This window comes from Thioalkalivibrio thiocyanodenitrificans ARhD 1, assembly GCF_000378965.1.
GTDB classification, from domain to species: Bacteria; Pseudomonadota; Gammaproteobacteria; order Ectothiorhodospirales; family Ectothiorhodospiraceae; genus Thioalkalivibrio_A; species Thioalkalivibrio_A thiocyanodenitrificans.
Window position 1 is genome coordinate 18665 of sequence record NZ_KB900536.1, and the last position, 14822, is coordinate 33486.

Genomic DNA, 14822 nt, shown 5'->3' on the forward strand with positions numbered 1-14822 from the left:
CGCACGAATCCACGGGGACTCGTGTGGTATTAGTTAAAAGGAATCAGCATGATGCGGTATACACATCATGTCATTTCTGCTATTGGGCGCCGGCCGGGGAAAGAGACGGCCGGGGAGGACGGGCCGCAGGCGTCGGGACGCGCGAGATCCACTCATACCTCTTACTATAGCGGGAAACGGATTTCTCTCCACTACCCCGCCGACCCATGGCGAGGTCGGGCCGGGATGCCCCCGGCGACAGGCCGGTCCCAAGCCGGCCGCCAACGCGGGTTCAGTGGCCTTGCGCGTGCCGGGATGAGTAGAATCCTCTTCCATGTCCGACGCCCCAGCCCCCGCCAAGACGCCCCGGCACACCCCCATGATGGAGCAGTACCTGGGCATCAAGTCCCGGTACCCGGACATCCTGATGTTCTACCGGATGGGGGACTTCTACGAACTGTTCCACGACGATGCGGTGCGGGCCGCGCGGCTCCTGGACATCACACTTACCCGCCGCGGCCAGTCCGCCGGAGAGCCCATCCCCATGGCGGGTGTGCCGGTGCACGCGGTGGAGAGCTACCTGGGGCGCCTGCTGCGCCAGGGTGAATCGGTGGCCATCTGCGAGCAGATCGGCGACCCGGCCGCCAGCAAGGGCCCCGTGGAGCGCAAGGTGGTGCGCATCGTCACGCCGGGCACGGTCACCGAGGAGGCCCTGCTCGATGAGCGGCGGGAAAACCTGCTGGTGGCCCTGTGCGGACATGGCGATCGTCACGGGCTGGCCGCCCTGGATGTGAGCACCGGGCGCTTTCGGGTTCAGGAACTGGCGGGCGCCGAGGCCCTGGCCGGGGAGCTGGAAAGGCTGAACCCGGCGGAACTGCTCCTTCCCGAGGGTCACGCGGCGCCCGGGGCCCGGCGTGGCGGCACCCGACAGCGACCCGTCTGGCATTTCGAGACGCACGCCGCGCGGGATCTGCTGCTGCGTCATTTCGGCACCCGGGACCTGTCGGGCTTCGGCTGCGAGGACATGGATCTCGCCACCGGCGCCGCGGGCGCCCTGCTGCAGTACGTGCAGGATACGCAGATGAGTGCCCTGCCCCACATCACCGGGCTGGGGGTGGAACGCCGCGAGGACGGCATCATTCTCGATGCGGCCACGCGACGGAACCTGGAACTGACCCGCAACCTGGCCGGCGGAACCGACAACACCCTGGCCGCGGTACTGGACGAGACCGCCACCGCCATGGGCAGCCGCCTGCTGTCGCGCTGGATCCACCAGCCCCTGCGCCGCCGGGAGGACCTGCAGGCCCGCCACGGAGCCGTCGCCGAACTGCTGGACGGACACGCCTACCGGGACGTGCACGACTACCTGCGCCGTACCGGCGATCTGGAACGCATCCTCACCCGGGTGGCCCTGGCCTCGGCCCGGCCCCGGGATCTGGTCACCCTGCGCGACTCGCTGGCCGTGCTGCCCGGACTGCAGACCCTGCTCTCGCCGCTGGCATCGCCCCGCCTGCGGGCACTGGCCGAGGCGATCGACGAACACCCGGACGTGGTGACACTGCTCGGCCGGGCCATCATCGAACAGCCGCCGGTCCTCGTCCGCGACGGCGGAGTCATCGCGCCCGGCTACGACTCGGAACTGGATGAGCTGCGCACCCTGTCGGAGAACGCCGACCGGTTCCTGTCGGACCTGGAGGCGCGCGAGCGGGAGCGCACGGGCATTGCCAATCTCAAGGTGGCCTACAACCGGGTGCACGGCTATTACATCGAGATCAGCCGCACCCAGGCGGACAGGGCGCCTGATGACTACACCCGGCGCCAGACCCTCAAGGGTGCCGAGCGCTTCATCACCCCGGAACTGAAGGCCTTCGAGGACAAGGTGCTCTCCGCCCGGGAGCGGGCCCTCGCCCGGGAGAAGGCCCTGTACGAGGCCCTGCTGCAATCCCTGCTGGAGCCCCTGCCCGCCCTGCAGCGCACAGCCGGCGCCCTGGCGGAACTGGACGTGCTGGCCTGCTTCGCGGAACGGGCCGAAACCCTGGGCTACACGGCACCGGAACTCACCGATGACCCGGGTCTGCTCATCGAGGACGGGCGCCACCCGGTGGTGGAACGGGTGCTGGACGAGCCCTTCGTGGCCAACGGCGTGTGCCTGGACGATGGGCGCCGCATGCTGGTGATCACGGGCCCCAACATGGGCGGCAAATCCACCTACATGCGCCAGACCGCGCTGATCGTGCTCATGGCCCATCTGGGCAGCTTCGTGCCGGCGCGCCGGGCGGTGATCGGTCCGGTGGACCGGATCTTCACGCGCATCGGCGCATCCGACGACCTGGCCTCCGGGCGTTCCACCTTCATGGTGGAGATGACGGAGGCCGCCAACATCCTCAACAACGCCACCGGGCAGAGCCTGGTGCTCATGGACGAGATCGGGCGCGGCACCTCCACCTTCGATGGCCTGTCCCTGGCCTGGGCCTGTGCCGAACACCTGACGCGGCACAACCGGGCGTTCACCCTGTTCGCGACCCACTACTTCGAACTGACCGCCCTGGCCGAGCGGCACGACACCATCGCCAACGTGCACATCGACGCGGTGGAACACGGCAACCGCATCGTGTTCCTGCATGCCGTCAAGGAGGGGCCCGCCAACCAGAGCTACGGCCTGCACGTTGCGGCCCTGGCCGGCGTGCCGGCGGACGTGATCCGCATGGCCCGCCAGCGCCTCGCGGAACTGGAACGCCAGAACCTGTCCGGCGCGCCCCACGACCCTCAGTTGGGGCTGTTCAATACGGACGGTTCGGCGGCCTCCCCGGCCGATCCCGCCGCCGAGGCCCTGCGCGAGGCCCTCGAGGCGCTGGACCCGGACAGCCTCTCCCCCCGGGAGGCCCTGGAAGCCCTGTACCGTCTGCGCGCGCTGCTGGATTGAGCATTCGCGTTTGAGCCACAGAGGACAGAAAGGGCTGTTGTTGGCCACAGAGGTCACAGAGGTCACAGAGAAAAGATAAATATTGCGCACGGTATCGGGTGCCCGCCTCTCGGGTGGCGCGCCTCGACCCATTCCGTGGTTACGTGATCCTCTACCCTCTGTGACCTCTGTGCCCTCTGTGGCGCATCAGGTTTTCTGTTCGTACCGGCATGCGCTTCGACCTGGCACCCTGCGCAGAGGAACGCCATCCAGGAGGCAGGCGCCCGATACACGGCGAAGCCCTTCTCTTATCTCTGTGCCCTCTGTGGCACATCAGACTTTCCGTTCATACCGCCCGGCGCTTCGACCCGGCTCATTCCCATTGAAAACCCTTTTCACGAAACAGGCGGAGGCAGGCGTCCACTGCGGCGGGATCGTACAGGTGGCCCCGTCCCTGCTCGATCTCGGTCAACGCCTGGTCGATGCCGAGGCCCGCGCGGTAAGGGCGGTGCGTGGTCATCGCCTCGACCACGTCGGCGACCGCGAGGATGCGGGCTTCGAGAACGATCTGCCCACCCTTCAGCCCGAACGGATAGCCCGAACCGTCGAGGCGTTCATGGTGCTGCAGGATCATCTCCCGCACGGGCCAGGGGAAACTCACATCCTTGAGGATGTCGTAACCGGTCTGGGCATGGCCCTTGATCAAGCCGTATTCCATGTCACTCAGCCGCCCCGGCCGTGTGAGGATCTCGGCCGGGACCGCGATCTTGCCGATGTCATGGAGTTGGGCACCCACCCGGACGCCTTCGATGCGATGTGCATCGAGGCCCAGTTCCGCGGCAATCGACGACGCCAGGTCGGCCACCCGCCGCTGGTGGCCCGACGTATAGGGATCGTGCATCTCCACGACCCGCGCCACGGCTTCGACGGTCTGCAGGAGAGTCTTGCCGAGCGCCCCGTGCGCCTCGTCGCGCTCCGCCTTGATCCGAAGCGCTCCCAGTCCGTAGGACAGGTCCCGCGCCAGCTCTTCCAGTTGGTCGACAACCGCCTCGGTAAAGACGCCGGGCTCATCGGCATGAACGTTGAGCGACCCGAAGAGCTCGCCGTCCGCAAACAGCGCCAGCGCCGCAGTGGAGCCGATGCCGCAGGACCGCAGATCCTCGCCCCAGGGGGCGCTTTGAACATCTTCGGGAATCTCGTTGAAGACCTGCGTTCGGCCGCTGTGAAGGGCCTTGCCGCAGGGACACTGCGCGGTCTCATTCCCCGACCAGCGCGTTGCCATGGCCTCGATCGCCGCGCAGCAGTCGCCTGCGCAGGCCCTCATGTTCAAGCCCCCGTCCGGGGTCCCGTAGCCCACCCAGGCTGCCCGGAAGCCCCCATCCGACACGATGACGTCGCAGATCCGCCGGAGCAGTTCATCCTCATGGTCGGCGTGCACCAGCGCCGCGTTGGCATGGCTCAATGTGATGAGCACACGATCCAGCCGTTGCACTGCCCGCTCCGTGTCCCGTTGCGCGAGGGCATAGGCGATCGCCGCCGCGGCGTCCTGCAGCAAACGAAGGTCGAAGTCATCCCAACCCCGCTCCGTGCGCACCCGGTCGGACCCGATGAAGCCCATCAGGCGCTCACCCAGCACCACGGGCACCAGCAACAATGACTGTACTTCGCCTGCCTCGAAATGGGCACGTTCCGGCGAAGCCGGCGGCACGTCGGAGACCCGGGGTACCGCGACCGGCTTGAAGCTCCGCAACCGTTCCAGGCTCCATCCGAAACCCGCGGTCGGGAGGCCGCGCAGGCTCGGCATCTGCGCCGCAATCCCCTCCGCACACCACTCGTGGGTATTGTCCATGCGGGTGCCGTCTTCCGAGAACTGGAACAGGTAGCAGCGATCGGCCCCCACGTGGTTGCCCAGTTCGCGCAGCGCCGCATCGATCCCCTCATCGGTCCCGTGCGCACCGAGCTTCAGGAAGCGGGTGGAGATGTTGCGCACGATGTCCTGGAGTTCCACATGCCGCCACAGGCTCTCCTGCGCGCGCCGCTGCTCGGTGATGTCCTCCATGGCGTGGATGGAGTAGCGGTAGCGTCCGGCGTCATCCCGAACCGCGAAGGCGCGGGAGAGGAAGATCTCGCCGCTTTCCAGCACGACCTCGTCCAGCGCCTCCCCGCTGCTTTCCCCCTCGTGGTGCGCGCCATCCTCCGCCTCCAGTTCCAGCCGGCAACGCGGCAGCGGCTGGTCCCCGGGCGGAAAGACCTCCCAGTACCGCCGCCCGATCAGTTGACGGTAATCGAGCCCGGCGCGTTCGGCGTAGGCGCGGTTGGCCCGCAGCAGGCGGCCCTTGCGGTCATGGAGGAAGATGGGGTGGCGCACGGCGTCGAAGGCATCAAGCCATTCGCGATGGGCCTGCTCGATACGGGCCAGGCCGCGTTCGCGAAACGCCACCACCACACCCAGGAACGCCGTGACCAGCAGACCGGCCCACAGCGCATAAAAGGCATCATGGAGCGAACGATCCTCGCTGCGCAGCAACCAAAAGACGGCTAGCGACAGCAGGATGCCCGCGCAAAGCACCAAGATCACCGGCAGGTGACGGCGTCCACCCAGACCGGCCCGCGGGCCGCCTTGCCCTTCGTCGCCCATTACAGCAGACCTCACCACGGACAGCCCGGCATCCCCCGGGTCGGGGTGTGCGAGACTGCGTTCCCGCTACGATTGTTCTTCTTGTTGTTCCGGCGGAGGTGCAGCAGGCGCCGTGGTTCTACCATCCGGGCCCGCCGCATCCATCATCACCTTCTGAACATAGCACAGCTCCCAAATTGCTTCACGAAATTGGTGGAACACACAGGATAAAAAGAGAAATCAAGGTCGGTCCGTGCACGCCATGGGCTGGAACAGCAGCCGTCGCGCTACTGGGTTGAGCATTCCTGTTTGAGCCACAGAGGACACAGAGGACACAGAGGACACAGAGAAAAGATAAATGTTGCGCACGGTATCGGGGGCCCGCCTTTCGGGTGGCGTGCCTCGGCCCATTCCGTGGTTACGTGATCCTCTTTCCTCTGTGACCTCTGTGCCCTCTGTGGCGCATCAGGTCTTCCGTTCGTACGGGCAGGCCTTCGCCCCGGCACCCTGCGCAGAGGAACGCCATCCAGGGGGCGGGCTCCCGATACACGGCGCAGCCTTTTTCCCATCTCTGTGCCCTCTGTACCCTCTGTGGCCACCGGCCCTCTCCGAATCCGTTTCGGTCCGTTCAACCTATCCGCGACCCCGCACCGCGAACCCGCGGGACACGCTCGAAATCCACGGGCCTTGTCGATACACTGATGCCACGAGATTGCAGGAGAATGACCATGACATTCGTCGTCATCGAGAATTGCATCAAGTGCAAGTACACCGACTGCGTGGAGGTTTGCCCCGTGGATTGTTTCCACGAGGGCCCCAACTTTCTGGTGATCGATCCCGAGGAATGCATCGACTGCACCCTGTGCGAACCGGAATGTCCGGCGGAGGCCATCGTGCCCGAGGATGATGTACCGGAAGGCCAGGAAGCGTTCCTGGAACTCAACGCCGAACTCTCCCGGCAGTGGCCGGTGATCACCACCCGCAAGGACGCGCCGCCCGATGCCGAGGAATGGGACGGCAAGCCGGACAAGCTCAAGTACCTGGAACGCTGACAGTGAACCCGGGACGCGACTCCCGGGTGCATGGCGCCGCCCCCGGCGCAGATCCCCTGGCCTGGCTGGCCCGGCGCATCATCGAAGACCACCGGGACCAACTACCCGACCTGACCCGCGTGACCGTGCTGCGCCCCCGTGCCCACGGGGACGCGCGGCTTCGCCGGCTGCTGCTGGAAGCGGCGCACGAGCGGGGTTCCGGTGCCCTGCTGGGACCCCGCATCACGTCCATGCGCCAGTGGATCTCCGAGGCGATCCCCCCGGATGTCCCGACCCTGGGCGCCCACGGCCGGGAACTGCTGCTGTTCGAATCCCTGCGCGCGCACGCGCAACTGTTCGGGCGGCACGATCCGTGGCGGCTGGCCGACACGCTCCTGGAACTGTTCCGTGAACTCACCCTGGGCGGCACCACGCCGCCGCCCGAGTACGAGGCCTTCGTAGAGCGGCTGCGGGCAGCTTACGGCCTGGGGGCGGATGTCGGTCGCTGTCTGGAATCTCTGGGACGTGAGGCCCGCATTGTCCATACCCTGTGGCAGGCATGGCTGACGCAGCAGCATGCCGAGGGCCGGGAGGACCCGGACGCCCGCTACCTGCGCGCCCTGGCCGCCCTGGACCCCGACGGGATCGCCGCGGACCACCTCTACGTGGCCGGCTACGACGAGGTCCTGCCCGCCGAGGCGGCCCTGCTGGGCGGCCTCGCCCGTGCGGGACGAGCCCACTGGCTGGTGCCCGCACCGGCCGCGCCCGGGCTCCCGGCGCCGGATGCCCCGCCCGGCACCGACGACACGCCCTTCGGCGCATTTCTGGACCAGGTGTTTCACACGGACGGTGCGCCGCTTCGCGACCGGGCCCTGCGCTTCGCGGAAAGGCATCCCCGGAGCCCCGCCGCGGATCGCGTGGCCCTGCTCGCCGCCGAGGATGCCGAGGCCCAGGCCGCGGCCCTGGACATCCGCATCCGCGCCTGGCTTCTGGAGGGCCACACGCGTATCGGCGTGGTCACCGACGACCGTCGCCTGGCCCGGCGCCTGCGCGCCCTTCTGGAACGGGCCGGCATCGATCTGGACGACCCGGGCGGCTGGGCACTGTCGACCACCCGGGCGGCGGCCGCCCTGGAACGCTGGCTGGAGGCGCTGGAGGAGGATTTCGCCTACCAGCCGCTCATGGATGTGCTCAAGTCCTCCTTCGTCCTTCCAGGACACGACCGGGAGAAACACCTGTTCGCCGTGTACCGCCTGGAACAGGACGTGATGCTGCGGGAGAACATCCCGCGCGGCCTCGGGCGCATGCGCAGCCATCTGTCGCAGCGCACCCGGCGGCTGGGACCGGCGGGGGAATCCGGCGCCCGGGCCGCCGGCACCCTGCTCGACGCACTGGAACACGCCGCGCAACCCCTGAAGGGACTGATCAACGGGCCTGCCTGTCCGGCAGACCGGCTGATGCGCGCCCTGCGCGACAGCCTGGAACGCCTGGGCATGGACCGGGCCCTGGACGAGGATCCGGCGGGACGCCGGATCCTGGAGGAACTGGCTGCCATGGAAGGGGACCTGCGGCAGCGCCCCCTGTCCATGGACTGGCGCGAGTTCCGTACCTGGCTGGGCCGCGTGCTGGAGACCCGCCACTTCCTGCCGCACCCCCGGCCCGCACCCGTGCAGTTGCTCGGTCTGGGCGAAACCGGCCTGGCACGCTTCGACGCGCTGATCATCGCTGCGGCGGACCGGGAACATCTGCCGGGTCATGCGCCGGTGCGTGCCCTGTTCAACGATGGGGTGCGCCACGCCCTGGACCTGGAGACCTGGCACGACCGGGTCATCCGCCAGCGCGGGCGCTTCCGGCGCCTGCTGGAGGCGGCACCCCGGGTACTCATCACCTGGCAGCGGGAACGCGAGGGCGGCCCGCAGCGGCCCGCCCCATGGGTGGAACTGATCGATGCCTTTCATCGGCTTGCCTGGTCGCAGTCCCTGGACGACGTGACGCTGGCCACATGGCTCGACCACCCCGGCGCGGCCGTCGCGAGCCCCGACACGCGGCCATTGCCGCCGGCGCCGTCGCGCCCCGCGCCGGTGCTGCCGCCCGCGCGCGTACCCGCGAAGCTCTCCGCCAGCGCGCACCAGGATCTCATCGATTGCCCCTACCGTTTCTACGCGGCCCGGGGGCTGGGACTTGCGCCCCAGGAGGAACTGGCCGAGGCACTGAGCAAGGCCGACTACGGCGAGCGGGTGCATCTGTGCCTGCAGGCCTTCCATGGCGGGGTGGCGGACCTGCCCGGTCCGTGGCGCGGGCCTCTGGACGAGGCTGCTCGCCCGAAGGCCCGGGAACTGCTGGAGGCGATCAGCGAGGCGGTCTTCCGGCGGGATCTGGAGGACAACTTCATGCACCGGGGCTGGCTGGCCCGATGGCGCGCGCTGATCCCTGCCTACCTGGACTGGGCCATTGCCCGGGCGCGCGAGTGGCGGGTCGATGGCACCGAGGCGCAGTTGCAGCAGCCCTTCCACGACGCACTGGTGCTGAAGGGGCGGCTCGACCGGATCGATACCGGTGATCAGGGTCCCGCCGTGATCGACTACAAGACCGGCCCGCCGCCCGATCAGACGGACGTGGATGACGGCGAGGCGGTGCAGCTACCCACCTATGCGCTCCTGCTCCCCGATGCGGTCCGGGTTGAATACCTGCAGCTCGACCGGGACAAGGTGGTTCCCGGGGCCTGTCTTGAGGGTAAGGCGCTGGCGCAGCTCCGGGATGCCGTGGGTGCGCGGCTGCTCGAACTGGTGGCACAGCTTCGCAACGGCGCGTCCGTGCCCGCATGGGGCGATGCGGCGGTGTGCCGGCATTGCGCCATGGGCGTCCTGTGCCGGCGCGGCACATGGACGGACGAAGGCGACAGGACCCGGCCGCCGGTCGAATGAGGCGGACCCGGCCGGAAAGGCGCGCGGAACGGAAACATGGCGGGCGCCACACGGGTCCTCTACGGCAGAATCCCCGGTACATCGCGGGCAATCCCGGTGACCCGTGGCGACAGGTGTTCGATCACAGTGTTTCGTGTCCGGATGCAGTAGAATTTCCGCACATTGAACAAGCCTCGTGAGGCCACACCCATGCGCACCATCCGTTTCCCCCTCTGGATCCTGCTGCTGCTTCTCATGTCCTCGTCCCAGGCATGGGCCGACCGCTACGAGGAAACCATGGAGATATTTCGCAATGCCATGGAGAGCCGCGACTTCTTCGACCATGCCTACGGGTATGCGGTATTCCCCACCATCGGCAAGGGCGGCATCGGCATCGGTGGCGCCTACGGCGAAGGGCGGGTCTACGCCCAGGGCGAGCATGTGGGCGATACCAGCATGGCGCAGGTGACCATCGGCCTCCAGTTGGGCGGGCAGGCCTTCAGCCAGATGATCTTCTTCGAGGACGAACGGGCATTCCGGGAGTTCACCGGCGGCAACTTCGAGTTCGGCGCACAGGCCTCGGCAGTCGCCATCACCGCCGGCGCCCAGGCCGGCGCAGGCACCACGGGCACCTCGGCTGGCGCCAGCGGCGGCCGGCGCGATGCGCGCACGGTGGGCAGCTACTACCGGGGCATGGCGGTGTTCACGGTCGCCAAGGGCGGACTCATGTACGAAGCGAGCATCGGCGGCCAGAAGTTCAGCTATACGCCGAGGTGACGTTCGAGAAGGTGAAGGGTGGAAAGGCGCCTTTTTGTCACAGAGGTCACAGAGAAAAGACAGTTTCCCTCGTAAAGCTGCAGCACGCGGGCAGAATCGATCCATAGACAGGGTACCTCGTGCAACCGGGGTGTCCTCTGTATGCTTCGCGTCTTGGCGGGCACAAATGCTTTGTTGGCCTCGGTGTCCCCTGTGACCGCGTCTCCCATCACGCCGACCGCCGACCCGTGATCCGCCCCGGCTCGCGGAACCTTGTCATCATCGTCCCGCGAACGCATCGAACACCCCGGTCGCACGGCTGTCCCGACCCACCTCACGAACACAATGAGATCATTGCGTTGCCCGCCCAGCGCGCACCGAAATACATGCCGGGCACACCGGGAAGGCGCAGAATCGGTCTTGCACCCATGGGGAACGGGATATTCACCGGGACGCGCCCGGCGGCTGTGGGGCCGAGAACGGAAGGGATCGACGGAGGAGCCTGCATGATCAGACACACCGCTGCACGGACGAACCTCGCGGCCGCCCTTTTCGACATGGACGGCGTGGTCACCGACACGGCGAAGGCACATGCCGGCGCATGGAAGCGTCTGTTCGACGAGTATCTGCGAAGGCGCGCGGATCACCTCGGCGAGGCGTTCACACCGTTCGATCCCCGCAGCGATTACCGGCGATACGTGGACGGCAAGCCCCGCAGTGACGGTATCAGAAGTTTTCTCGATTCACGGGGCATCGAGCTTCCGGACGGAAACGAGAACGACGGACCGGACAAGGAAACCGTGTGTGGCCTCGGCAATCGCAAGGACCGCTATTTCCATGAATGGCTCGAGGCAAACCCGGTCCGGGCGTACCCGGGGACCCTCCGCCTCCTCGAAGATTTGCGCACCGCCGGCATCCCGACGGCGGTGTTTTCTTCAAGCCGTAATGCAGAGGCGGTGTTGCGCAGTGCCGGCGTGCTCGACCGCTTCGGTGCCAGGGTCGACGGCGAAGACAGGGCGCGGCTTGGCATCCCCGGAAAACCGGCACCGGATATGCTGCTCGAGGCCGCACACCGGCTCGGCGCCGCGCCCGGTGACAGCGCGGTATTCGAAGACGCGATAGCGGGCATACAGGCCGCGGTCCGGGGCGGCTTCGGCCTCGCGATCGGCGTGGCACGCGGCAACGTCGGCGATGCGCTGAAAGAGGCCGGCGCGGATATCGTCGTACATGATCTGAGCGAACTGCGGTGCAGCCCCGGTACCGGCCTGACAGTCAAGACGCTCGCCAATCTGCCTTCGGTCTGGGATCGCCAGGACGAGATCGGGCACAGTCTGGCGGACCGAAAACCGGCGGTGTTTCTCGATTATGACGGCACGCTCACGCCCATCGTCGAGGATCATAACCGGGCATTGCTCGACGATGACATGCGTTCCACGGTGGCGGCACTGGCCAGGCACTGCCCGGTCGTCATCGTGAGCGGCAGAGACCTTGCAAGGCTTCGGGAACTGGTCGCCCTGGATCGCGTCTGGTACGCGGGAAGCCATGGCTTCGAGATCATCGGACCCGAGGGCACGGACCAGGGCCTGAGGATGGGCGAGGAGTTCCTCCCTGAACTCGACGAGGCGGAACGCAAGCTCGAGGACCGCCTTGCGGAGATCGAGGGTTGCGCGCTCGAGCGCAAGCGATACTCCATCGCAGTGCATTACCGGCGCGTCCCGGATACGGACGTCCAGCGGGTCGGAGCCGTGGTGGACGAGGTGCTGGCCGAGCACCCGCGCCTGTATCGGGGCCACGGCAAGAAGGTCTTCGAGCTGCGCCCCGACATCGACTGGGACAAGGGCCGCGCCGTGCTCTGGCTGCTCGAGCATATCGATGCCGGGCGATCCGCCGCCGTCCCGATCTACGTGGGCGACGACATCACCGACGAGGATGCCTTTCACGCGCTCACCGGCCACGGTTTGTGCGTCGCCGTGCGCCACGAGGAGATGCGGAAATCGGCGGCCGACTACACTCTGTCCGATACACGGGACGTGAAGCGGTTCCTTCAATGGCTGACCGAAATCACCGCGGACCCGGATGCGACGGAGGGGAGTGGGCAATGAGTTCTACCGGCACCCGAGAGACAGGCAATCACGAGGTGCCCGCGCCGGACCGGGACGACACCCCGGTTCACGAGGAAGGGACCTGGTCCCTGGTCTACGAAGGCTACCGTCCCGATCAGGAGGGGCTTCGCGAGGCGCTGTGCACACTGGGCAACGGCTATTTCGCGACCCGCGGCGCCGCGCCCGACAGCCGGGCCGACGACGTGCACTACCCCGGCACCTATCTGGCCGGCGGGTACAACCGGCTCGTGAGCGAGGTGGCGGGCCGCAAGGTCGAGAACGAGGACCTGGTCAACCTGCCCGACTGGCTGCCGCTGACGTTTCGCATCGACGACGGTCCGTGGTTCTCCATGGACGACGTGGAGATCCTCTCACTGCGCCAGACGCTGGATTTGCGGCGCGGCCTGCTGTGCCGCGAGCTGCGCTTTCGCGACGCCCGCGGGCACACCACGGGCTGGCACGAGCGCCGCGTGGTCAGCATGGCCGATCCGCATCTGGCCGGGCTTTGCGTGGAACTCACCGCCGAGGACTGGTCCGGGCAGATCACCGTGCGCTCGGCCCTGGACGGCGGCGTCACCAACAGCGGCGTGGCCCGCTACCGCGATCTGGCCAACCGGCACCTGGAGGTCCTGGAGCGGGAACACCGGGGCGAGGAGACCATCTTCCTGCGCGCCCGCACCAACCAGTCACAACTGGGCGTCGCCCAGGCGGCTCGCACGCGCCTGTACAGGGACGAAGAACCGATTGACGCGCAGCGTCGGACGATCAGGGACGGACAGCGCATCACGCAGGAGATCGACTGTACCGTGCAGGCGAATAGCACATTGCGGATTGAAAAGATTCTCGCCATGTACTCTTCGCGAGACTGGGCCATCTCGGAACCGGGCATCGAGTCATTGAGAGCGCTGGGCCACGCCGGGCGCTTCGACGAGCTGCGCGCTGCCCACGAACTGGCCTGGACGCATCTCTGGAACGAGTGTGACATCAGCCTGGACGGTGATGCAGCGTCCGGGACGGAACTCAAGCTGCGCGTGCACATCTTCCATCTGCTGCAGACGGTTTCGCCACACTCCATCGACCTGGACACCGGCGTGCCGGCCCGGGGCTGGCACGGGGAGGCCTACCGGGGGCACATCTTCTGGGATGAGCTGTTCATCTTCCCCTTCCTGAGCCTGCGCATCCCCATCCTGACCCGCGCCCTGCTGCGCTACCGCTATCGCCGCCTGACGGAGGCGCGCCGGGCCGCGAAGGAGGCCGGCTGCCGGGGTGCCATGTACCCCTGGCAGAGCGGCAGCGACGGGCGGGAGGAGACCCAGCACCTGCATCTCAACCCGGACTCGGGCCGCTGGCTCCCCGACACCTCCCACCGCCAGCGCCACATCAACGCGGCCGTCGCCTACAACATCTGGCAGTACCACCAGGCCACCGGCGATCAGGAGTTCATGCACTTCTACGGCGCCGAGATGCTGCTGGAGATCGCCCGCTTCTGGGCCGATATCTCCACCTACAACCCTTCGCTGGACCGCTACGAGATCAAGGCGGTCATGGGGCCGGACGAATATCACACCGCCTACCCGGACACGGATCCCGAAGCGGCCGGCGGCATCGACAACAACGCCTACACCAACGTCATGGCGGCCTGGGTCCTGACCCGGGCGCTGGATGTCATCGATCTGCTTCCGGGTCAGCGGCGGCGCCAGCTTTGCGAGCGTTTGGGGCTGGGCGACGAGGAGTTCGAGGGGTGGCTGGAGATCAGCCGCAAGCTGCGCGTGCCCATCAACGCCGAGGGCATCATCTCCCAGTTCGAGGGTTACGACGACCTGGAGGAGTTCGACTGGGATGGCTACCGGGAGAAGTACGGCGACATCCACCGCCTCGACCGCATCCTGGAGGCGGAGGGCGACACGCCGAACCGCTACAAGGTCTCCAAGCAGGCCGACGTGCTGATGCTGTTCTACCTGTTCTCGGCCGAGGAGCTGGCGCTGCTGTTCGAGCAGCTCGGGTATCCCTTCGAGTACGACACCATCCCGCGAAACATCGACTACTACTCCGCGCGCACCTCCCACGGTTCCACCCTGAGCCGGCTGGCGCATTCGTGGGTCCTGGCGCGTGCGGATCGCGCCCGCTCCTGGCACCTGTTCCTGCGCGCCCTGGACAGCGACCTCGCCGATGTCCAGGGCGGCACCACGCCCGAGGGCATCCATCTGGGCGCCATGGCCGGCACCGTCGACCTGGTGCAGCGCTGCTACCTGGGTATCGACATGTGGGCCAACGTGCTGCATTTCGATCCGGCGCTGCCCGACGATCTGCACCGGGCACGGGTGCGCCTGCACTACCGGGGCCAGACACTGGACGTGGAAGCCGACCACGACATGCTGCGCATCCGCAGCGCCCCCTGCACCACGACACCCATCACCATCGCCTACCGCGGGCACTATCGCGACCTATCGCCGGGTGAGACTTGCGGGTTTCCGCTGCTCAAACCCAGGGAGCGTGATCGCGACGAGAACCGCCGGCCATGACGCATAAGCC

7 protein-coding genes are annotated in these 14822 nt (G+C 67.5%); 6 read left to right on the top strand and 1 reads right to left on the bottom strand.

All coding sequences use genetic code 11. The features are described 5' to 3' along the window. The first annotated feature begins 313 nt into the window (after positions 1-313). The gene (gene mutS / locus THITHI_RS0100100; RefSeq protein ID WP_026185910.1) at positions 314-2902 is read left to right on the top strand and encodes a DNA mismatch repair protein MutS; all 2589 of its coding nucleotides are present in this window, start codon (positions 314-316) and stop codon (positions 2900-2902) included. Positions 2903-3254: 352 nt separating this feature from the next. On the opposite strand, the gene THITHI_RS19670 is transcribed toward mutS, so the two are convergent. Beyond that, positions 3255-5519 (bottom strand): HD domain-containing phosphohydrolase, encoded by a 2265-nt coding sequence (locus tag THITHI_RS19670; protein ID WP_018231028.1) that lies wholly within the window; start codon positions 5517-5519, stop codon positions 3255-3257. A gap of 707 nt (positions 5520-6226) precedes the next feature. On the opposite strand from THITHI_RS19670, the gene fdxA reads away from it, so the two are divergent. The 5 genes from fdxA (at position 6227) to THITHI_RS21235 (ending at position 14812) form a co-directional block, all read left to right on the top strand. Beyond that, positions 6227-6550 carry a ferredoxin FdxA gene (fdxA, locus tag THITHI_RS0100110; RefSeq protein ID WP_018231029.1) on the top strand — a complete coding sequence of 108 codons (324 nt, stop codon included), beginning with the start codon at positions 6227-6229 and terminating at the stop codon, positions 6548-6550. A 2-nt stretch (positions 6551-6552) separates the two neighbouring features. After that, entirely contained in the window at positions 6553-9453 is a 2901-nt protein-coding gene (locus tag THITHI_RS0100115) for a PD-(D/E)XK nuclease family protein (RefSeq protein WP_018231030.1), read from the top strand. Between the two features lie 162 nt (positions 9454-9615). Beyond that, positions 9616-10209 (top strand): lipid-binding SYLF domain-containing protein, encoded by a 594-nt coding sequence (locus THITHI_RS0100120; RefSeq protein ID WP_232199361.1) that lies wholly within the window; start codon positions 9616-9618, stop codon positions 10207-10209. Between the two features lie 485 nt (positions 10210-10694). Continuing rightward, on the top strand, positions 10695-12290 hold the full coding sequence (gene otsB / locus THITHI_RS21230) for a trehalose-phosphatase (RefSeq protein ID WP_018231032.1): 1596 nt from the start codon (positions 10695-10697) through the stop codon (positions 12288-12290). Then, on the top strand, positions 12287-14812 hold the full coding sequence (locus tag THITHI_RS21235) for a glycosyl hydrolase family 65 protein (protein ID WP_018231033.1): 2526 nt from the start codon (positions 12287-12289) through the stop codon (positions 14810-14812). The genes otsB and THITHI_RS21235 overlap by 4 nt, the downstream gene beginning before the upstream one ends. The last annotated feature ends 10 nt before the right edge of the window (positions 14813-14822 follow it).

What these genes read in the sequence shown, in the direction of transcription:
- mutS (WP_026185910.1), top strand. Translation starts at nt 314, where the DNA reads ATGTCCGACGCCCCAGCCCCCGCCAAGACGCCCCGGCACACCCCCATG.
- THITHI_RS19670 (WP_018231028.1), bottom strand. Translation starts at nt 5,519, where the DNA reads ATGGGCGACGAAGGGCAAGGCGGCCCGCGGGCCGGTCTGGGTGGACGC.
- fdxA (WP_018231029.1), top strand. Translation starts at nt 6,227, where the DNA reads ATGACATTCGTCGTCATCGAGAATTGCATCAAGTGCAAGTACACCGAC.
- otsB (WP_018231032.1), top strand. Translation starts at nt 10,695, where the DNA reads ATGATCAGACACACCGCTGCACGGACGAACCTCGCGGCCGCCCTTTTC.
- THITHI_RS21235 (WP_018231033.1), top strand. Translation starts at nt 12,287, where the DNA reads ATGAGTTCTACCGGCACCCGAGAGACAGGCAATCACGAGGTGCCCGCG.